This window comes from Vibrio azureus, from assembly GCF_002849855.1.
Classification (GTDB): Bacteria; Pseudomonadota; Gammaproteobacteria; order Enterobacterales; family Vibrionaceae; genus Vibrio; species Vibrio azureus.
Window position 1 is genome coordinate 42,951 of sequence record NZ_CP018616.1, and the last position, 20,997, is coordinate 63,947.

Genomic DNA, 20,997 nt, shown 5'->3' on the forward strand with positions numbered 1-20,997 from the left:
TCATTGTGGGCAAAATTGTCGCTATTGCCAACCAAAAAGGTGGCGTAGGTAAAACAACAACGTGTATTAATTTAGCTGCGTCTATGGCGGCAACCAAGCGCAAAGTTTTGGTGATTGATCTCGATCCTCAAGGCAATGCCACTATGGCTAGCGGTGTGGATAAATACATGGTCGATGCGACAGCTTACGATCTTCTGGTCGAAGAAGTGCCTTTTGATCAAGTGGTGTGCACCGAGACGACGGGGAAATATGACCTTATTGCTGCTAATGGTGACGTCACTGCGGCAGAGATTAAGCTTATGGAAGTCTTTGCCCGTGAGGTGCGCTTAAAAAATGCACTAGCGCCTGTACGTGATCACTATGACTTTATTTTTATTGATTGCCCTCCCTCTTTGAACCTACTGACGATCAATGCGATGGCGGCGGCCGATTCGGTCTTAGTCCCAATGCAGTGTGAATACTTTGCATTAGAAGGTTTGACTGCACTTATGGATACCATCAGTAAATTAGCGGCGGTGGTTAATGAACACCTGAAGATTGAAGGTTTACTGCGTACCATGTTCGATCCACGCAATCGTTTATCGAATGAAGTTTCCGATCAAATTAAAAAGCACTTTGGCAGTAAGGTCTATCGGACAGTAATTCCTCGTAATGTACGTTTAGCAGAGGCGCCAAGTCATGGTAAGCCAGCCATGTACTACGACAAATACTCCGCAGGGGCGAAAGCCTACTTAGCATTGGCAGGTGAGATGCTTCGCCGCGAAGATACCCAACTTTAATATTTACTCTAAGGATTTCTCCTATGTCTAAGCGTGGTCTAGGAAAAGGGCTGGATGCATTGTTGTCGACCAGTTCGTTAGCTCGTGAAAAACAGCATATTGCTTCGAACAGTCAGGCGCTTTCAACCGAAGGTGAACTTGTTGAATTGTCAGTGAGTCAGCTTCAGCCTGGTATGTATCAACCACGCAAAGATATGGCACCAGAAGCGTTAGAAGAGCTTGCAGCATCGATTCAGTCACAAGGCATTATTCAGCCTATCGTCGTTCGTGAAGTTGCTGCGAATCAGTTTGAGATCATCGCTGGTGAGCGTCGTTGGCGTGCTGCGAAACAAGCGGGCCTTAAGCGCGTACCTTGTTTGATTAAAACCGTTGAAGATCGAGCGGCCATTGCAATGGCACTGATCGAAAACATACAACGTGAAGATTTGAACGTCATCGAAGAAGCGCAAGCCCTTGAGCGCTTACAAGATGAATTCACCCTAACACACCAACAAGTTGCTGAGGTAATTGGTAAATCAAGAGCCACCGTGAGTAACTTGTTGCGTCTTAATCAGCTGGAATCAGAAGTCAAAGCGTTAGTTGCCGATAAGAAACTTGAAATGGGTCACGCCCGTGCTTTATTAGCCCTTGATGGCGAGGAGCAAGTGGCAGTGGCACAGCAAGTTGCGAAGAAGCAAATGACCGTTCGTCAAACCGAACAGTTAGTAAAAAAGCACTTAATGCCTAAAAATGAGCACAACGTTCAACAAGCAGATGTTGAAGCAGAACAAATATCGCAAAAACTGAGTCAGTTGCTTGATGCTCAGGTTTGTTTAGTGCGAACTGCGAACGGGAAGGCAAAAGTGACAATAAGTCTTGATGAGCCTCACAAATTAGATCTACTGATTGCCAAGCTACACTCCTAGATGAGATAATTGATTCAAGTCAATTAATCGATTTAACCGAATTTTGAGCAAAAGTTGTCGGTATGTAAACAAAACTGTAAGTTTTTAATGCAATCTCATTGCATTCAACTGTTTGCATCGTATAATTTTTGCCGATTTCTCTTTCCATGCACAAATGAGTCAGTGCGAATGGATATTACTAGAGGTACGAATACATGGTGGCTGCGTTAGCTAGGCCAGGACGAGAGCTTGCAAAGCAATTGTTAATGATCCAGTCTGGCGCGGTTATTTTTGTGGCGGCAGGAATGGCGATGGCCGTGAACCCTAAATGGGGATTTTCAGCGTTGATTGGTGGAGGCATTTTTGTCGTTGCCAATGCAGTGTTTGCTTTTTTTGCATTTATGTTTAGTGGCGCTCGCGCTGCTAAGCGTATTGCAGCATCATTCTACACGGGTGAAGCTCTGAAAATTCTTATCACGGTTGTGTTGTTCTGTGTTGCCTACATGTATATGCAGGTGGAACTTGTTCCCCTCAAACTAACCTATTTGCTGGTACTAGGTATTAATATCTTTGCACCAGTGCTTTTCATTAACAACAAGAAATAGGATGAGTTATGGCTGCGCCAGGTGAAGCGCTAACATCGTCCGGTTACATTGCCCACCACTTATCAAACCTATCTTTAGCTAAGTTAGGCTTGGTAGCGGAGGAGACAGGTTTCTGGAACGTACATATCGATAGTCTGTTTTTTTCTTGGTTTACTGGTTTAATTTTCCTTGGAATTTTTTACAAAGTAGCAAAGAGATCAACAACGGGTGTACCGGGTAAGCTTCAGTGTGCTGTAGAAATGATAGTAGAATTTGTCGCGGAAAACGTCAAAGATACTTTTCATGGACGCAATCCACTGATCGCTCCTTTAGCACTAACTATCTTTTGTTGGGTATTCTTGATGAACGTGATGGATCTTGTCCCGATCGACTTCTTGCCTTATCCAGCAGAGCATTGGCTAGGTATTCCTTATCTTAAGGTTGTACCATCTGCTGATGTGAATATCACCATGGCTATGGCTCTAGGTGTTTTTGCTTTGATGATTTACTACAGCATTAAAGTGAAAGGTCTAGGTGGATTCGCAAAAGAACTTGCACTACATCCATTCAATCACCCTCTGATGATTCCGTTTAACCTATTGATTGAAGTGGTATCGCTACTGGCGAAGCCTCTTTCTCTTGGTATGCGTTTATTCGGTAACATGTTCGCGGGTGAGGTTGTATTCATTCTTTGTGCGGCGATGCTACCATGGTACTTACAATGGATGGGTTCACTACCGTGGGCAATCTTCCATATCTTGGTTATTACGATCCAAGCCTTCGTATTTATGATGTTGACAATCGTTTACTTGTCAATGGCACACGAAGACTCTGATCATTAATTTTTTTAAGCTTTTTATTTGGGCACTAAGCCAACAACTATAAATTGGAGATAGTAATGGAAACTTTACTGAGCTTTTCTGCAATCGCCGTAGGTATTATCGTCGGTCTTGCTTCTCTTGGTACAGCGATTGGTTTCGCACTACTAGGTGGTAAATTCCTAGAAGGTGCAGCACGTCAACCAGAAATGGCTCCTATGCTACAAGTTAAGATGTTCATCATCGCGGGTCTACTTGATGCGGTTCCAATGATCGGTATCGTAATCGCGCTACTATTCACTTTCGCAAACCCATTTGTGGGTCAACTAGCAGGCTAATTAACCACGCTGTTAATTGTAATTTTGTAGTTGATTCTTAAAAGGGAGTAGCTGTTGTGAATATAAACGCAACCCTGCTAGGTCAAGCAATCTCGTTTGCACTGTTTGTGTGGTTCTGCATGAAGTATGTATGGCCACCATTGATGCAAGCGATTGAAGAGCGTCAGAAGAAAATTTCTGATGGCCTTCAGGCAGCCGAACGTGCTGCAAAAGACTTGGATCTAGCACAAGCCAACGCTTCTGAACAATTGAAAGAAGCGAAGCGCACAGCAACGGAGATCATCGATCAAGCGAACAAGCGTAAGTCTCAAATCATCGACGAAGCTCGTGAGGAAGCTCAGGCAGAACGCCAGAAAATCCTAACACAAGCAGAATCTGAGCTTGAAGCTGAACGCAATCGTGCACGCGATGAGCTGCGCAAACAAGTTGCTGCTCTGGCTGTAGCTGGTGCTGAGAAAATTCTGGAGCGTTCTATCGATAAAGATGCTCAGAAAGATATTCTCGACAACATTACTGCAAAACTTTAAGTCTGGGGGCGCATATGTCTGATTTGACTACAATCGCACGCCCCTATGCTAAAGCAGCTTTTGACTTTGCGGTAGAGAAAGACCAGTTGGACCAATGGGGCCAAATGTTGTCTTTTGCTGCTGAAGTTGCCAAAAACGAACAAATACAAGAGCTTTTAACTGGCTCTGTATCAGCTGAAAAAGCGGTAGAAGTGTTTGTTGCTGTTTGTGGTGAACAAGTTGATGCGTTTGGCCAGAACCTAATTAAGGTTATGGCTGAGAATGGTCGTCTAACGGCCCTTCCCGATGTTTGTGAGCAATTCTTCATCTTGAAGAAAGAACATGAGAAGCAAATTGATGTTGAAGTGATTTCAGCAACAGAGCTTTCTGATGAGCAAATTGCAAATATCGGCAGCAAACTTGAAGTACGTCTTGAACGTAAAGTGAAGCTGAATTGCAGCGTAGATGAGACCCTACTTGGTGGGGTTATTATTCGAGCCGGAGACCTAGTCATCGATGACTCAGCGCGTGGTCGTTTGAACCGCCTGAGTGATGCATTGCAGTCTTAATGGGGATGGAGCATGCAACTTAATTCCACGGAAATTAGCGATCTGATCAAACAGCGTATCGAATCTTTCGACGTTGTAAGTGAAGCTCGTAACGAAGGTACTATCGTATCGGTAAGCGATGGTATCATCCGCATTCACGGCCTAGCGGACGTGATGCAAGGTGAAATGATTGAATTACCGGGTGGCCGTTATGCACTAGCACTTAACCTTGAGCGTGACTCGGTTGGTGCGGTTGTAATGGGCCCATATGCTGACCTTAGGGAAGGCATGAAAGTAACAGGTACTGGCCGCATTCTTGAAGTGCCAGTTGGTCCAGAACTACTAGGTCGCGTAGTGAACACGCTAGGTGAACCTATCGATGGTAAAGGTCCAATCGAAGCGAAAATGACTTCGCCTGTTGAAGTAATCGCACCAGGTGTAATCGACCGTAAATCGGTTGATCAGCCTGTACAAACAGGTTACAAATCTGTTGACTCAATGATCCCAATCGGTCGTGGTCAGCGTGAGCTTGTAATCGGTGACCGTCAGACTGGTAAAACAGCAATGGCGATCGATGCGATTATTAACCAGAAAGATTCTGGTATTTTCTCAATTTACGTAGCAATCGGTCAGAAAGCATCGACTATCGCTAACGTAGTTCGCAAACTAGAAGAGCACGGCGCACTATCTAACACGATCGTTGTTGTTGCATCAGCTTCTGAATCTGCAGCGCTGCAATACCTAGCGCCATACGCAGGTTGTGCGATGGGTGAATACTTCCGCGATCGCGGTGAAGATGCTCTGATTGTTTACGATGATCTATCTAAACAAGCGGTTGCTTATCGTCAGATCTCTCTACTACTTAAACGTCCACCAGGCCGTGAGGCATTCCCAGGTGACGTATTCTACCTTCACTCTCGTCTACTAGAGCGTGCAGCTCGTGTTAGCGAAGAGTATGTAGAGCGTTTCACTAATGGTGAAGTGAAAGGTAAGACCGGTTCTTTGACTGCGCTTCCTATCATTGAAACTCAAGCTGGTGACGTTTCTGCGTTCGTACCGACTAACGTAATCTCGATTACCGATGGTCAGATCTTCCTACAAACTGAGCTATTCAACTCAGGCATTCGCCCAGCAGTTGATCCAGGTATCTCAGTATCTCGTGTAGGTGGTTCAGCTCAGACGAAAATCATCAAGAAGCTATCTGGCGGTATCCGTACTGCACTAGCTCAGTACCGTGAACTTGCAGCGTTTGCTCAGTTCTCTTCTGATCTTGATGAAGCGACGAAGAAACAGCTAGACCATGGTCAAAAAGTAACAGAACTGATGAAGCAAAAGCAATACGCTCCAATGTCTGTTTTTGATCAAGCTCTGGTTATCTTTGCGGCAGAGCGTGGCTATTTAGCTGATATCGAAATCAACAAATTGCTAGATTTCGAAGCGGCTCTTCTATCGTTCGCTCGCGGTCAATATGCTGAACTTGCAGCTGAGATCGACAAGACGGGTAAATACAACGATGAAGTTGAAACTCAGTTGAAGAAACTGACTGACGATTTCGTAGCAACCCAAACTTGGTAATTAGGTCGGTGGCAGATTCTGCCACCAACTAACGGAGAGTAACGATGGCCGGCGCAAAAGAGATACGTAATAAAATCGGTAGTGTTAAAAGCACGCAGAAAATTACGAAAGCAATGGAAATGGTAGCAGCTTCAAAAATGCGTCGCTCTCAGGAGTCGATGGAAGCTTCTCGTCCATATGCTGAAACCATGCGTAAAGTGATCGGTCATGTAGCAAATGCAAATCTAGAGTACAGTCATCCGTATCTAGAAGAGCGTGAAGCTAAACGTGTTGGGTACATCATCGTTTCGACAGACCGTGGTCTGTGTGGTGGTTTGAACATTAACGTGTTCAAAAAAGCTGTCACAGATATGCAAACATGGAAAGAGAAAGGTGCTGAAGTTGAACTGGCGGTAGTCGGTTCAAAAGCGACAGCTTTCTTTAACAGTGGTGGCGCAAAAGTGGTCGCTCAGGTTTCTGGTCTTGGCGATCGTCCAAGCTTAGAAGATCTAATCGGCTCGGTTAGCGTTATGCTGAAGAAATACGATGAAGGTGAGTTGGACCGTTTATACGTAGTCTTTAACAAGTTTGTTAACACTATGGTTCAACAACCAACGATCGATCAATTGCTTCCTTTGCCTAAATCAGACAGCGAAGAGATGCAGCGTGAGCATTCATGGGACTACATCTATGAACCTGAACCAAAGCCTTTGCTGGATGCACTATTAGTGCGTTACGTAGAGTCTCAGGTATACCAAGGTGTGGTTGAAAACCTTGCTTGTGAGCAAGCGGCACGAATGATTGCTATGAAGGCTGCAACGGATAACGCATCTAACTTGATTGAAGACTTAGAGCTTGTGTACAACAAAGCCCGTCAAGCGGCGATTACACAAGAACTGTCGGAAATCGTTAGTGGTGCAGCTGCGGTTTAAGCTTAGGTAAAACGAATTAGTTTAGAGGATTAACGATGGCTACAGGTAAGATCGTACAGATCATCGGTGCGGTAGTCGACGTAGAGTTCCCACAGAGCGATGTACCAAGTGTATACGACGCTCTAAACGTTACAGAATCAAAAGAGCGTCTTGTTCTTGAGGTTCAACAACAGCTAGGCGGTGGCGTAGTTCGTTGTATCGTAATGGGTAGCTCTGATGGTTTACGTCGCGGTGTGGAAGTGGTAAACACTGGCGCTCCAATTTCAGTACCAGTAGGTACTAAAACGCTAGGTCGTATCATGAACGTCCTAGGTGACGCGATTGATGAGCGTGGTGAGATCGGTGCGGAAGAGACTTACTCTATCCACCGTGAAGCACCAAGCTACGAAGAACAATCAAACGAGACAGCACTTCTAGAAACAGGTGTTAAAGTAATCGACTTGATTTGTCCATTCGCTAAGGGTGGTAAAATCGGTCTATTCGGTGGTGCAGGTGTAGGTAAGACCGTTAACATGATGGAACTTATCAACAACATCGCACTTCAGCACTCTGGTCTATCAGTATTTGCTGGTGTTGGTGAGCGTACTCGTGAAGGTAACGATTTCTACTACGAGATGCAGGAAGCGGGTGTTGTAAACATCGAGAAGCCTGAAGAATCTAAAGTAGCAATGGTTTACGGTCAGATGAACGAGCCACCGGGCAACCGTCTACGTGTTGCTCTAACGGGTCTAACAATGGCAGAGCGTTTCCGTGACGAAGGTCGTGACGTACTTCTGTTCGTTGATAACATCTACCGTTACACGCTAGCAGGTACAGAAGTATCAGCACTCCTTGGTCGTATGCCTTCTGCGGTAGGTTACCAGCCAACTCTTGCAGAAGAGATGGGTGTTCTTCAGGAGCGTATTACGTCAACTAAGCAAGGTTCTATCACCTCTGTACAGGCGGTATACGTACCTGCGGATGACTTGACTGACCCGTCTCCGGCAACAACATTCGCGCACTTAGATGCAACGGTTGTACTTAACCGTAACATCGCGTCAATGGGTCTATACCCTGCGATCGACCCACTGGATTCGACATCTCGTCAGCTTGATCCATTGGTTGTTGGTCAAGAGCACTACGACATCGCTCGTGGCGTTCAGCAGACACTTCAGCGCTACAAAGAGCTGAAAGACATCATTGCGATTCTTGGTATGGATGAGCTATCTGAGTCAGATAAGCAAGTCGTATCTCGTGCACGTAAGATTGAGCGTTTCCTAACTCAGCCTTACCACGTAGCGGAAGTATTTACTGGTGACCCTGGCGTTTATGTATCTCTTAAAGAGACACTACGTGGCTTCAAAGGTCTTCTAGCTGGTGACTACGACGATATTCCAGAGCAAGCGTTCATGTACTGCGGTTCAATTGAAGACGCTCTTGAGAATGCGAAGAAGCTATAAGGCTAACTAGGAGGCGATATGGCACCAATAACCTTTCACCTAGACGTAGTCAGCGCAGAGAAGCGTCTTTTCTCTGGTCGCGTAGAAACGTTTCAGGTGACCGGTAGCGAAGGTGAACTTGGTATTTTCCATGGTCATACTCCGCTGCTGTCCGCTATTAAGCCTGGTATGGTGCGTATTGTGAAACAGCACGGCCAAGAAGAGTTCATTTATGTCTCTGGTGGTATGGTCGAGGTTCAGCCTGGTACGGCAACAGTACTGGCTGATACCGCGATTCGTGGTGAAGATCTAGACGCAGCGAAGGCAGAAGAAGCCAAGCGTCGTGCTGAGGAGAATATCCAAAACCAGCATGGCGATATGGACTTTGCACAAGCGGCCAGTGAGCTGGCTAAAGCCATTGCTCAGCTACGAGTTATCGAGCTGACCAAAAAGCGTCGCTAAATTTAATTAGCTACGTTACATGACAAAGGCGACCGTTCGGTCGCCTTTTTGTTTATTTTTATTAGAAATTAATATTTCATCATTAACTATTTAGACCGAGATGGTTAAAATAAACGTTAATGAACTCAGAACATCAATAGGTTACTAATGAAATTCAGCGCGGTGATTCTTGCTGCGGGTAAAGGGACCCGTATGTACTCTAACATGCCTAAAGTACTGCATACTTTAGCCGGTAAACCGATGGCAAAACATGTTATTGATACATGTACTGGTCTTGGAGCCCAAAACATCCACCTCGTCTTTGGTCATGGTGGTGATCAAATGCAGCAGACTCTGGCAAAAGAGCCAGTCAACTGGGTACTGCAAGCGGAACAATTAGGTACCGGCCATGCGGTTGATCAAGCTTCTGCAAAGTTTGAAGACGATGAAAAAGTGCTGGTGCTTTACGGTGATGTGCCGCTGATTTCTGCTGAAACGATTGAAAACCTATTAGATGCCCAACCAACGGGTGGTATCGCACTCTTAACCGTGATGCTTGATAACCCAACGGGCTATGGTCGTATCATTCGTAAAAACGGCCCTGTAGTCGCGATCGTTGAGCAAAAAGATGCCACAGAAGAGCAAAAGCTTATCAAAGAATGTAACACTGGTGTGCTGGTGGCGACAGGTGGTGACCTGAAACGCTGGCTTGCTGGTCTAAACAATGAAAACGCGCAAGGCGAATACTACCTAACCGACGTTATCGCAGCAGCGCACGACGAAGGCCGTGCAGTTGAAGCGGTTCACCCAGTTAATGCCATTGAAGTGGAAGGGGTCAACGATCGTGCGCAATTGGCTCGTCTTGAGCGTGCATTCCAGTCAATGCAGGCGCAGAAGCTACTAGAGCAAGGCGTAATGCTGCGTGATCCAGCACGTTTTGACCTACGCGGTGAACTGCAATGCGGTATGGACTGTGAAATCGACGTCAACGTGATCATTGAAGGCAAGGTATCACTGGGTGATAATGTTGTCATCGGCGCTGGTTGTGTACTGAAAGACTGTGAAATAGACGATAACACCATCGTTCGCCCATACAGCGTAATTGAAGGCGCAACAGTTGGTGAAGAATGTACAGTTGGTCCATTCACACGCCTGCGTCCTGGTGCCGAGATGCGTAACGATTCTCACGTAGGTAACTTCGTTGAAGTAAAAAATACGCGTATTGGTGAAGGTTCTAAAGCAAATCACCTCACTTACCTAGGTGATGCCGAGATTGGTCAGCGTACGAATATTGGTGCAGGCACCATCACGTGTAACTATGACGGTGCGAACAAATTTAAGACTCTCATTGGTAACGATGTTTTTGTTGGGTCTGATAGCCAGCTAGTCGCGCCAGTCTCTATTGCTGATGGTGCAACGATTGGAGCTGGGACAACCTTGACCAAAGACGTAGCAGAAGGTGAACTGGTGATTACGCGCGTTAAAGAACGTAAAATCGCCGGATGGCAACGTCCAGTAAAACAAAAGTAAGTCTCCATTACTGCTCATCGTAAAAAACAAAGCCGCTTACAATCAGCGGCTTTGTTGTCTATATCGAACAGTGTGAATTACATGTCTTCTTCGCGGACTACGCGAGCGTTATCAGGCGGTGTGAAATGCTTTGCTAGCTCACGGTTTGATAGAATGTAACCTATCCATAATCCGCCCATACAAATGACGATCGCGATCCCGGTTACTAACTGAGCTTGGCTGGCCATCGCGGCTACCAGTGCACTTGCTAGGCTGCTTACGGTAATTTGCAGACTATTTTGTAGACCAGCAGCGGTCGCAGGGCTTTGTTTCGCACTTGCTAATGCACGATTTACCACGATTGGGTAAAGTGCGCCATTTGCTACTGCAATTAAGCAAAATGGCGCGAGGATTGGCCAGATAGAGGTCAAGTGCCATTGTGATGCAACAAAGATAAGTAGCGCAGCAACACTAAACAGACCAATTAGCTGAAGCAGTACTTTCGCATCGCCATATTTACGAACGCCCACCTTGCCTAAGTAACCACCGACCATAAAAGCGATCGTTTGCGGGATAAAGCTTAAACCAATGTCTTTTGCTTGGTAGCCAAGTTGAGACATGATCTCTGGCATACCGGTTAGGTAAGCAAAGAAAGCGGCAGAGGCTGTTGCAAACATCAGCACATTACCGAGATACGTTTTCGATCCTAAGAGTGCTTTAATGTCAGTCGACATGCTGGTTTGCTTTATTTCTGGTGTTTCATCTTTTTGAGTCATGGTTGCCACGACCAGCAGTACGCCCATTAAGGTTAACGTAACAAAAATACTATGCCAGCCAAAGTTGTCGGCTAGTAACACACCAAGTTGAGGGGCAAGGGCAGGTGATAAAGCAACCAACGGCATGATAGTGGCAAAGATCTGCTGACTTTGACTCGAGTAGCGTTTTATCACCATGGCCTGCCAAATGACCGCAGGAGCGCATACGCCGATTGCTTGAACAAAGCGCAATGTGAGTAACTGCCAAACTTGCTCACTAAAGGCCAGGCCAAATGAGGCAACAGTAAACAGTGCCAAGCCAGCAGCTAACGTATTACGATGACCAAACTTATCAGAAGCCAGTCCCCATATTAATTGACCAAAAGCCATGCCAACAAGAAATACTGTTAATGATAGAGCGATGTGTTCAGGGCCTGTCGCAAAGTCTACTTCCATGACTTTGAATGCGGGTAAATACATGTCTGTTGCAATAAAGCCGAGCATCGATAAAGCTGCGAGGTAAACAAGCTGGAGTTTTGAGATTTTCATGAGTCAACCAATCAAATTATTTAATCAATGTGGTTCAGTGTTAGTTCTCACTAACCCTTAATTATTTGGCTTACTATTCTATTTTTCGATTTTAAGAAAATGAAACGCTAAAATTGTTGGTTATCAATCAAAATTTTTGAAGGGTCGATATTGATGTTCTCAAAATCTTCGTTAGAGATGCTTGATACGGTTGCACGCTTGGGCAGTTTTACTGCGGCTGCAGAAGTTCTGCATAAAGTACCTTCGGCGATCAGTTATGGCGTTCGTCAGGTGGAACAAGAGTTGGGTGTTGTGTTGTTTCATCGTTTGCCACGAAAAGTCGAGCTGACGTCTGCGGGAGAACTTTTTATTGCTGAAGCTCGGCTGTTATTGCGACAGATGGCCGAAGTCAAAGCACAAACACAACGAGTCGCTAATGGTTGGCAATCGACCCTTAAGATCACTTTGGACAATGTGGTTAAGCTCGACAAACTTAAGCCTTTGATTGAAGATTTTTATCGTGAGTTTGAATTTGCTGAATTACAGATCAACATGGAAGTGTTTAACGGTTGCTGGGAGGCCATTGCTCAGCAGCGAGCCGATATCGTGATTGGTGCGACGGCTGCCATTCCTGTTAGTGGTGATTTTGAAATCAAAGAAATGGGCGTTTTGGATTGGGCTTTTGTGATGTCTCCGAATCACCCTTGTGTTCATCAGCAAGTACTCAACGAAGCATTTGTCAGTCAATTTCCAGCGATCTGCTTAGATGATACATCGAACGTGTTGCCAAAACGCTATACCGGGTATTATCCAAAACAGCGCCGCTTGCTACTACCGAACTGGTTCAGTGCGATTGAATGTTTAAAGAATGGTGTTGGGGTCGGCTACATGCCTCGACATATTGCGATGCCGTTGATTCATCAAGGTGTGCTGGTGGAAAAAGTTTTATTGGATAATAAACCGCTTAGCCAGTGTTGTTTGGTATGGCGTAAAGAGGATAATCACCGATTGATTCAATGGATGGTTGATTATTTGGGCACCTCAAGTCAACTGTATCAAGATTGGCTGGAGTGTGAATAATAAAGCCACTTTGGCGAAAAGTGGCTTTATGGTTGCTAGGATAAGAAAAACTGATACGACGGATTGTCCGTCTCATCTTTGCATCGATAGCCAAGTTCACGTAAATGTGCGGAAAATTGGGCTAAATCATGCTCATCTAGCTCGAAACCACAGAGAACACGGCCATAATCTGCACCGTGATTACGGTAGTTAAACAGGCTGATATTCCAATGGGTGCCGAGTGTACTTAAGAACTTAAGCAGTGCTCCTGGGTATTCTGGGAATTCAAAGCTGTACAGCCGTTCTTTAAGTGACTTAGATGGCTTACCACCAATCATGTAGCGCACGTGCAGCTTCGCCATTTCGTCATCAGATAAATCAACCACAGGGTAGCCACCGTCTCGTAAATCACGAATGATGTTGTCCAGTTCTTCCTGGCCGCCTTGCAAACGCACACCCACAAAGATGTTGGCTAAAGCATCATCATTGTAACGGTAGTTAAATTCCGTTACGGCTCGACCACCGATTAAGTGACAAAACTCAAAGAATGCTCCTTGACGCTCTGGAATGGTTACTGCGAGGAGACCTTCTCGCTTCTCACCCAGTTCGCAGCGCTCAGAAACATAACGTAGGCCATGGAAGTTGGTGTTTGCACCAGACAGGACTGTAGCAAGGTTTTTGTCTTTGAGCTTGTTCTGTTCCGCGAACTTTTTTAGGCCTGCGAGAGCGAGTGCACCTGAAGGTTCGGCGATCGCTCGTGTATCTTCAAAGATGTCTTTGACGGCTGCGCAGATTTCATCACTGGAGACCGCGATATGGCCATCAATGTATTTTTGGCACAGGCGAAAGGTCTCTTCACCAATGCGTTTTACTGCAACACCATCAGCAAACATGCTAACTTGATCTAGCACGACAGGCTGGCCTGCGTCTAATGCAGCTTTAAGACAAGAAGAGTCTTCTGGTTCAACCGCGATGACTTTGATTTCTGGCATCAGTTGTTTCACAAGTACTGCAACACCGGCTGCCAAGCCACCACCACCGACAGGGACGAAAATGTAATCTAAGTGGCCATTTTGCTGCAGCATTTCCATGCCGATAGTACCTTGTCCTGCAATCACTAATGGATGATCGAAAGGTGGTACAAAGGTGTAACCATGTAGCTCTGATAAACGTTCAGCTTCAGCTTTCGCCTCATCAAAGTTATTGCCATGCAACACTACGTTGCCACCGAAACTGCGTACCGCATCGACTTTGATGTCTGGGGTGGTCTTTGGCATCACAATGGTGGTTTTAATCCCCAGCTTAGTACCAGAAAGTGCCATGCCTTGAGCGTGGTTACCTGCCGATGCCGCAATCACTCCAGCGGTTTTCTGTGTGTCAGATAGGCTCGCTACCATGTTGTATGCACCACGCAGTTTGAACGAGTGCACCGGTTGGCGATCTTCACGCTTGATTTGTACATTGTTACCAATACGAGCGGCAAGACGAGGCATCTCTTGCAGTGGGGTCACTGTCGCAACTTCATACACAGGCGCTCGTAAGATCTGGCGCAGATAATCTGCACCAGTTTGTGGTTGTTGACCAGAAAGTACACTATCGCTCATAAGCTAGTCCTCTAGCTTAGACTTGTCTCGTACTGCACCTTTGTCAGCACTGGTCGCCATACTGGCATAAGCTTTAAGTGCAAAAGAAACGTTACGTTGGCGGTCTAAAGGTTTCCAGCCTAGCTCGTCTTGTTTTGCACGTCGCTCAGCAAGTTCTTGTTCAGAAACTTGAAGTGAAATTGAACGATTTGGAATATCAATCGCGATCATATCGCCTTGTTTTACCAGACCAATCGCACCGCCGTTTGCAGCTTCAGGCGAAGCGTGACCGATAGACAAGCCTGATGTTCCACCAGAGAAACGGCCGTCAGTTAGAAGAGCACACTCTTTACCAAGCCCCATCGATTTTAGGTAAGTGGTTGGGTAAAGCATTTCTTGCATGCCCGGACCACCTTTAGGGCCTTCGTAGCGGATAACAACCACGTCGCCTGCTTTGACTTTGCCGCCTAAGATGCCTTCCACGGCGTCTTCTTGGCTTTCAAATACTACGGCTGGGCCTGTGAACTTATGAATGCTCTCATCAACGCCTGCTGTCTTAACGATACAGCCATCTAATGCGATGTTGCCTGATAGAACCGCTAAGCCACCTTCTTGGCTAAAAGCATGATCGATGCTTCGGATACAGCCTTCAACGCGGTCGTCATCAAGGCGATCCCAGCGACAATCTTGTGAGAAAGCTTGTGTGGTTCGGATACCTGCAGGACCAGCACGGTAAAACGTCAGGACGTCTTTGTCTTCGGTTTGCATGATGTCGTATTTCGCCAACTGCTCTTTCATCGAAAGACCAAGTACGGTGCGCGCATCATTGTGTAGTAGACCCCCACGGTCTAGCTCACCAAGAATGGCCATCACACCACCAGCACGGTGTACGTCTTCCATGTGATATTTCTGAGTAGATGGCGCGACTTTACATAAATGCGGCACTTGGCGAGATAGGCGATCGATGTCTTCCATATCAAAATCCACTTCACCTTCTTGCGCTGCTGCCAGTAGGTGCAGAATGGTGTTGGTTGAGCCACCCATTGCGATGTCCAGTGCCATTGCGTTTTCGAAAGCATCAAACGTAGCGATGTTGCGTGGCAGTGCTGACTCGTCATCTTGCTCGTAGTAACGACGAGTCAGTTCAACGATGCGACGACCTGCATTAAGGAACAGTTGTTCACGGTCAGCGTGCGTTGCCAACATTGAGCCATTACCTGGTTGTGAAAGACCGAGCGCTTCCGTTAGGCAGTTCATCGAGTTTGCGGTAAACATGCCTGAACACGATCCACAAGTTGGACATGCACTGCGCTCGATCTGTTCGCTTTGTTCATCAGACACTTTTGGATCAGCACCTTGGATCATCGCATCAACGAGGTCTAGTTTGATGATCTGATCGGACAGCTTAGTTTTCCCCGCTTCCATCGGGCCACCAGAAACAAAAATGACAGGGATATTAAGTCGCATCGCGGCCATCATCATTCCTGGTGTGATTTTATCGCAGTTAGAGATACACACCATGGCATCGGCACAGTGAGCGTTCACCATGTATTCAACAGAATCGGCGATCAGCTCACGAGATGGCAATGAATAAAGCATGCCTCCATGGCCCATTGCGATACCATCATCTACGGCGATGGTGTTGAATTCCTTGGCGATGCCACCTGCTTTTTCAATTTCACGTGCTACAAGCTGACCCATGTCTTTTAGGTGTACGTGACCGGGAACAAATTGAGTAAACGAGTTTACGACAGCAATGATAGGCTTACCGAAGTCTTCATCTTTAACGCCAGTTGCACGCCACAGGGCGCGTGCTCCTGCCATATTACGGCCATGTGTTGTGGTGGCTGATCTGTATTTTGGCATTGCTAATCTCTCTTACTTCTGCTCGGGGTACACATAGTCTAACCAGCCCCACTTATCTTCAGTGGTGCCTTTGAACAGGCCGAAGTAGGCCTCTTGGAGTACTTTGGTGATAGGGCCGCGTTTACCGCTGCCAACTTCAATTTTATCGATGCTCGCAACAGGGACCACTTCGGCGGCGGTACCCGTCATAAAGACTTCGTCAGCAAGGTAAAGGGCTTCGCGAGCAATATTGGCTTCACGAACTTCATAGCCCATATCACGTGCAATGGTCATGATCGAGTCACGAGTAATTCCGGGTAAAATGGCACTGGTGGCTGGTGGTGTTGTGATCACGCCATCTTTGATAACAAAGATATTTTCACCAGCACCTTCAGACAGGTAGCCATCGACGCTCAATGCAATACCTTCATCATAACCGTGGCGACGAGCTTCACCGCCAACCAGTAGGGAAGATAGGTAGTTACCGCCTGCTTTTGCTGCAGTAGGGATGGTGTTGGGTGCGGCACGATTCCAGCTCGAAATCATTGCATCGACACCTTTTTCCAGTGCATCTTCACCGAGGTAAGAGCCCCAAGGGAAAGCGGCAATGATCAGGTCCATTTCTGTACCAACCGGAGGGCAGACACCAAGCCCGACGTTGCCTACAAAGCCGAGTGGACGAATGTACGCGCTATCAAGCTTATTCTGGCGCAGTGTTTCACGTGTCGCTTCCATGATTTCTTCAACTGAAAATGGGATCGGGAAACGATAAATCTTGGCCGAATCTTTTAAGCGTTGGGCATGCTCTCTGTGGCGAAATACAATTGGGCCTTTTGGCGTATTATAGCAGCGAACGCCCTCAAAAACTGAGGTGCCGTAGTGCATAGCGTGAGTTAATACGTGTACGTTTGCTTCTGCCCACGGAACCATTTTGCCATTGAACCAAATGAAATCTGCAGTATTTGTTGCCATGTGTTGCTTTCCTTATGCACTGACGTGTTGTTGTAGGTTGTGGTTTGGAAGCTCATCATTACGAATTTTGAGAACGTCTACTGAGCGAATGTCCCACAACTTTTCAATTTGATTAACTAAAAAAGAGATTGGCCGATCACTGTCGACAATCAGCTCGACGCTCGCCACTTTACTGGCGTGATTCTGTGTTGCTGCAACCTGTTTGATCACAAACCCTCTATGGCGAGTGACACGAAGTACACGCTCTAACAGGACCGGTTTGTCATCGGCTTTAATGTCGAGTAAATATCTGTCCATTTGAGTGCTTCCTACGTGTTCTCTAACATATCACTGTTTGACGCACCTGGTGGTACAAGTGGCCATACGTTTTCTTCTTCGTCGATTAAAACGTGAAGTAAGTAAGAAGTCTTACTTTCTAGCATCGCTTTGAGAGCCGGTTCGACTTGTTCTTTTTTGGTTATGGTTTGGCCCGGAATATCGAATGCTTTGGCCAGCATGACGAAATCAGGATTATCATCAAGGATGGTTTCACTATGGCGGCCATCAAAGAAAAGTGACTGCCACTGGCGTACCATACCAAGACGTTGGTTGTTGAGCAGAACAACTTTTACTGGGATCTGGCGACGTTTCAGTGTGCCTAACTCCTGAATGTTCATCATGAACGAGCCATCACCTGTGATAAGGATAGATTGGTCATCAGGACGAGCCACCGCCGCTCCCATTGCTGCAGGTAAACCAAAACCCATAGTGCCAAGGCCTGCAGAAGTGATGAAGTTTTGTGGTTCACGTGGCTGAATGTGCTGAGCGGCCCACATTTGATGTTGGCCTACATCGGTAGAGACGATGGCGCTATCAGGCATCATATCCGACAGTTGCTTGAGCAACAGGGGCGCATAAATAAGCTCGCCAGGGTGATCATAACGCCACTTGAAACCACTGCGAAGACTTTCACAATGATGGACCCACGGGCTGATGTCATGGGTGAGCTCAAGCTGAGGAAGAATGGCCTTAATTTCACCCCTAAGTGGTGCATTAGCATGACGCAGTTTGTGGATTTCAGCAGCATCAATGTCGATATGAATGACTTTGGCATTAGGCGCAAAGGTGTCGAGCTTACCTGTGACGCGATCATCAAAGCGTGCACCAACAACAATCAACAAATCACACTCTTGCACGACTAAGTTTGCTGCTTTTGTGCCGTGCATACCTAACATGCCAAGGTAATGAGGATCATGGCGCTCGATGGTGCCTAACCCTTTCAAAGTGCTGACTGCTGGCATGGGATTTAAACGTAAAAATTCTCTGACCGCTTCGGTTGCTTTAGCCAATTGAACACCGCCACCGACGTATAAAACAGGGCGGGTGGATGTGCTCAGCACCTGTTGAGCGCGCTGAATATCGGCTTGACTGGCTTGCGGTGCGTCGGGCTTAGCGAAGCTGGGCAGTTGTGTGGTTGGTGTCTGGGCAAGTTGAACATCTTTAGCAATGTCGACGACCACAGGACCCGGACGACCTGCCTTTGCGACTTCGAACGCTTCCGCCAATGTCGGTGCTAGCTCTGCAATATCCGTTACTAGATAGCTGTGTTTGGTACAAGAAAGAGACATACCAATCACATCCATTTCTTGGAAGGCATCGGTACCAATATGAGAACTTGCAACCTGACCTGTAATGGCGACGAGAGGTATGGAGTCAAGAAAGGCATCAGCAAGGCCTGTGACTAAATTGGTTGCACCTGGGCCCGATGTGGCCATACACACCGCAACATCTTGTGTGGCACGTGCCATACCAATTGCAGCCATTGCTGCCCCTTGCTCATGTCGGCATAAAATGTGCTCGACGCCGCCATCATAAAGCGCATCATAAATTGGCATGATTGCGCCACCGGGGTAGCCAAATACGGTATCAATGCCTTGCTGCTTCAGTGCCGCGACGACAAGTTGTGCTCCAGTCATCGAAGACCTCCTATTTTGCTACCTTGAGGCTGGTAGTCAATTCCTTGTTTGTTGCACTTCATGTGCGCTCCCATTCTTCCCGTTAACCCGTCCGGTTTGGACCGTTGACAACATGTAGTTGTAAAAAAGCCCCCGGACTTTGCAGTGCGGGGGCTTTTTCTAATGTGTGTTTACTTTTCGCTCACACTCCCCCGCGCGGTGTCAATAATGACCACGATAATCAGGAGTAGTAGTGCGTTGATGCGAGCGAATGTATTCATCTGTCTGTCGTTATTCTTTTCGTTAAAATCTTATCTAATGTTCTACGAAATGCTTTTCATCACTAGTGGTAACATACAAATCTGTTACATGACAAGCAAAAACTCATTCTTTTTTCATATTAACTGTTCACAAAGGCAGGCTATATCTAACAGATCTGGTTTACATCGTGGACACAATTGAGGAAATTATGGGGTTGGCAATCATTCACAGTCGGGCAAGTGTTGGAGTTCAAGCTCCAGCGGTCAGTGTCGAAGTACACATCAGCAATGGGATGCCGGGCTTTACTCTGGTGGGGCTACCTGAAACCACCGTCAAAGAGTCTAAAGATCGTGTTCGAAGTGCGATCGTTAATTCAAACTTTCAGTTTCCTGCCAAACGGATCACGGTCAATCTTGCTCCAGCAGATTTACCTAAAGAGGGAGGACGATTTGACTTACCCATCGCGCTAGGAATTCTTGCAGCTTCACAGCAGATCGTGACAGATAGGTTGGATAAATATGAATTTGTCGGCGAATTAGCTTTATCTGGAGGGTTGAGAAGGGTGAAAGGAGTGCTGCCCGCGGCACTGGCTGCAAATAAGAGTCAGCGTCACTTAGTTGTTCCTCATGCGAATGGCGATCAGGCTGCTTTGGTGGGGAAAGAGCATCATAAATCTGCACAATCTTTATTGGAAGTCTGTGCTGAATTGTGTGGTCAGCATCAGTTGGATCTTTATCAAGCACCGAGAAAAAATACAGCCAGCAATCAGAGTCGTGACTTGCAGGATATTATTGGTCAGCAACAAGGTAAGCGTGCCTTGGAAATTGCCGCTGCAGGCAATCATAACTTACTATTTTTGGGGCCTCCGGGTACAGGCAAGACCATGTTAGCCTCACGACTGTGCGATTTACTGCCGGAAATGAGTGACGAAGAAGCAATGCAAACGGCCGCAGTGGCTTCTTTGACGCAAAGTGATATCAATGAACATAATTGGAAACAGCGTCCGTTCCGTTCTCCACATCATTCAAGTTCAATGGCAGCCTTAGTTGGAGGAGGTTCAATCCCTCGACCTGGTGAAATTTCCTTGGCACATAATGGGTTGCTGTTTCTTGATGAAATGCCTGAGTTTGATCGTAAAGTGCTCGACTCGCTCCGAGAACCATTAGAATCCGGTGAGATCATTATTTCTCGGGCCCAAGGTAAAACCCGCTTTCCAGCAAGATTCCAACTGGTAGGGGCACTGAACCCCAGTCCAACTGGATACTATGAAGGCAATCAAGCACGAACCAATCCACAAGCGATCCTCCGTTATTTGGGGCGTCTGTCTGGACCTTTGCTCGATCGCTTTGATATGTCGCTAGAGATCCCTGCGCTACCGAAAGGAACTTTGTCTGAGGGCGGCGATCGTGGAGAACCGACTTCGGTGGTGAAAGCGCGGGTGAATCAAGCCAGAGATGATATGTTAAATCGAAGTGGCAAGGTCAACGCTCTATTAGGCAGTCGCGAGATCGAGGCTTTCTGTCCTTTACAAAAAAGTGATGCTGAGTTTTTAGAAAATGCGCTGCATCGATTGGGTTTGTCGATCCGTGCTTATCATCGCATCATTAAGGTTGCTCGCACCATTGCCGATCTTGAAGGGGCGCAACAAATCGAGCGTTCACATTTAGCCGAAGCTCTAGGCTATCGAGCCATGGACCGATTGCTCAAACAGCTTACTGCTCAGGCGGTGTAGGGAGCATAAGCCCTTAA

At 46.6% G+C, this 20,997-nt stretch carries 20 protein-coding genes; 14 read left to right on the forward strand and 6 right to left on the reverse strand.

What is annotated here, in order from left to right; genetic code table 11:
• The first annotated feature begins 5 nt into the window (after positions 1–5).
• From BS333_RS00210 to glmU, 12 genes are all read left to right on the forward strand, one after another.
• Complete coding sequence (locus BS333_RS00210; protein ID WP_021709700.1) at positions 6–779, forward strand: ParA family protein; 774 nt, start codon at positions 6–8, stop codon at positions 777–779.
• A gap of 23 nt (positions 780–802) precedes the next feature.
• Positions 803–1,684: a ParB/RepB/Spo0J family partition protein gene (locus BS333_RS00215; protein ID WP_021709701.1), complete on the forward strand. Its 882-nt coding sequence runs from the start codon at positions 803–805 to the stop codon at positions 1,682–1,684.
• Positions 1,685–1,878: 194 nt separating this feature from the next.
• Complete coding sequence (locus BS333_RS00220) at positions 1,879–2,268, forward strand: F0F1 ATP synthase subunit I (protein ID WP_021709702.1); 390 nt, start codon at positions 1,879–1,881, stop codon at positions 2,266–2,268.
• Positions 2,269–2,276: 8 nt separating this feature from the next.
• A complete protein-coding gene (gene atpB / locus BS333_RS00225; protein WP_021709703.1) occupies positions 2,277–3,089 on the forward strand; it encodes a F0F1 ATP synthase subunit A in 813 nt (270 codons plus the stop codon).
• Positions 3,090–3,145: 56 nt separating this feature from the next.
• Complete coding sequence (atpE, locus tag BS333_RS00230) at positions 3,146–3,403, forward strand: F0F1 ATP synthase subunit C (RefSeq protein ID WP_005372317.1); 258 nt, start codon at positions 3,146–3,148, stop codon at positions 3,401–3,403.
• A gap of 56 nt (positions 3,404–3,459) precedes the next feature.
• Positions 3,460–3,930 carry a F0F1 ATP synthase subunit B gene (atpF, locus tag BS333_RS00235; RefSeq protein ID WP_021709704.1) on the forward strand — a complete coding sequence of 157 codons (471 nt, stop codon included), beginning with the start codon at positions 3,460–3,462 and terminating at the stop codon, positions 3,928–3,930.
• Between the two features lie 14 nt (positions 3,931–3,944).
• Positions 3,945–4,478 carry a F0F1 ATP synthase subunit delta gene (gene atpH, locus BS333_RS00240; RefSeq protein ID WP_021709705.1) on the forward strand — a complete coding sequence of 178 codons (534 nt, stop codon included), beginning with the start codon at positions 3,945–3,947 and terminating at the stop codon, positions 4,476–4,478.
• A gap of 12 nt (positions 4,479–4,490) precedes the next feature.
• On the forward strand, positions 4,491–6,032 hold the full coding sequence (gene atpA / locus BS333_RS00245) for a F0F1 ATP synthase subunit alpha (RefSeq protein ID WP_021709706.1): 1,542 nt from the start codon (positions 4,491–4,493) through the stop codon (positions 6,030–6,032).
• A 44-nt stretch (positions 6,033–6,076) separates the two neighbouring features.
• Complete coding sequence (gene atpG / locus BS333_RS00250) at positions 6,077–6,943, forward strand: F0F1 ATP synthase subunit gamma (RefSeq protein ID WP_021709707.1); 867 nt, start codon at positions 6,077–6,079, stop codon at positions 6,941–6,943.
• 35 nt (positions 6,944–6,978) lie between these two features.
• On the forward strand, positions 6,979–8,382 hold the full coding sequence (gene atpD / locus BS333_RS00255) for a F0F1 ATP synthase subunit beta (protein WP_021709708.1): 1,404 nt from the start codon (positions 6,979–6,981) through the stop codon (positions 8,380–8,382).
• A gap of 18 nt (positions 8,383–8,400) precedes the next feature.
• A complete protein-coding gene (locus tag BS333_RS00260; protein WP_021709709.1) occupies positions 8,401–8,823 on the forward strand; it encodes a F0F1 ATP synthase subunit epsilon in 423 nt (140 codons plus the stop codon).
• A 147-nt stretch (positions 8,824–8,970) separates the two neighbouring features.
• The gene (glmU, locus tag BS333_RS00265) at positions 8,971–10,332 is read left to right on the forward strand and encodes a bifunctional UDP-N-acetylglucosamine diphosphorylase/glucosamine-1-phosphate N-acetyltransferase GlmU (protein ID WP_021709710.1); all 1,362 of its coding nucleotides are present in this window, start codon (positions 8,971–8,973) and stop codon (positions 10,330–10,332) included.
• 77 nt (positions 10,333–10,409) lie between these two features.
• On the opposite strand, the gene punC is transcribed toward glmU, so the two are convergent.
• Complete coding sequence (punC, locus tag BS333_RS00270) at positions 10,410–11,615, reverse strand: purine nucleoside transporter PunC (protein ID WP_033003722.1); 1,206 nt, start codon at positions 11,613–11,615, stop codon at positions 10,410–10,412.
• 153 nt (positions 11,616–11,768) lie between these two features.
• On the opposite strand from punC, the gene punR reads away from it, so the two are divergent.
• Positions 11,769–12,674: a DNA-binding transcriptional activator PunR gene (gene punR, locus BS333_RS00275; RefSeq protein WP_021709712.1), complete on the forward strand. Its 906-nt coding sequence runs from the start codon at positions 11,769–11,771 to the stop codon at positions 12,672–12,674.
• A 35-nt stretch (positions 12,675–12,709) separates the two neighbouring features.
• Here the strand turns inward: punR and ilvA are convergent, their stop codons facing one another.
• The 5 genes from ilvA to ilvG are packed head-to-tail and all read right to left on the reverse strand — an operon-like array spanning position 12,710 to position 19,008.
• On the reverse strand, positions 12,710–14,257 hold the full coding sequence (gene ilvA, locus BS333_RS00280; RefSeq protein ID WP_021709713.1) for a threonine ammonia-lyase, biosynthetic: 1,548 nt from the start codon (positions 14,255–14,257) through the stop codon (positions 12,710–12,712).
• A 3-nt stretch (positions 14,258–14,260) separates the two neighbouring features.
• Positions 14,261–16,102 carry a dihydroxy-acid dehydratase gene (ilvD, locus tag BS333_RS00285; RefSeq protein WP_021709714.1) on the reverse strand — a complete coding sequence of 614 codons (1,842 nt, stop codon included), beginning with the start codon at positions 16,100–16,102 and terminating at the stop codon, positions 14,261–14,263.
• Between the two features lie 12 nt (positions 16,103–16,114).
• Complete coding sequence (ilvE, locus tag BS333_RS00290) at positions 16,115–17,053, reverse strand: branched-chain-amino-acid transaminase (protein WP_021709715.1); 939 nt, start codon at positions 17,051–17,053, stop codon at positions 16,115–16,117.
• 12 nt (positions 17,054–17,065) lie between these two features.
• On the reverse strand, positions 17,066–17,350 hold the full coding sequence (ilvM, locus tag BS333_RS00295; RefSeq protein WP_021709716.1) for an acetolactate synthase 2 small subunit: 285 nt from the start codon (positions 17,348–17,350) through the stop codon (positions 17,066–17,068).
• 11 nt (positions 17,351–17,361) lie between these two features.
• Positions 17,362–19,008: an acetolactate synthase 2 catalytic subunit gene (ilvG, locus tag BS333_RS00300; RefSeq protein ID WP_021709717.1), complete on the reverse strand. Its 1,647-nt coding sequence runs from the start codon at positions 19,006–19,008 to the stop codon at positions 17,362–17,364.
• 448 nt (positions 19,009–19,456) lie between these two features.
• Between ilvG and BS333_RS00305 the strand changes: the two genes are divergently transcribed.
• Positions 19,457–20,980, forward strand: coding sequence for a YifB family Mg chelatase-like AAA ATPase (locus tag BS333_RS00305; protein ID WP_021709718.1), 1,524 nt, complete (start codon positions 19,457–19,459; stop codon positions 20,978–20,980).
• Positions 20,981–20,997 lie beyond the last annotated feature (17 nt).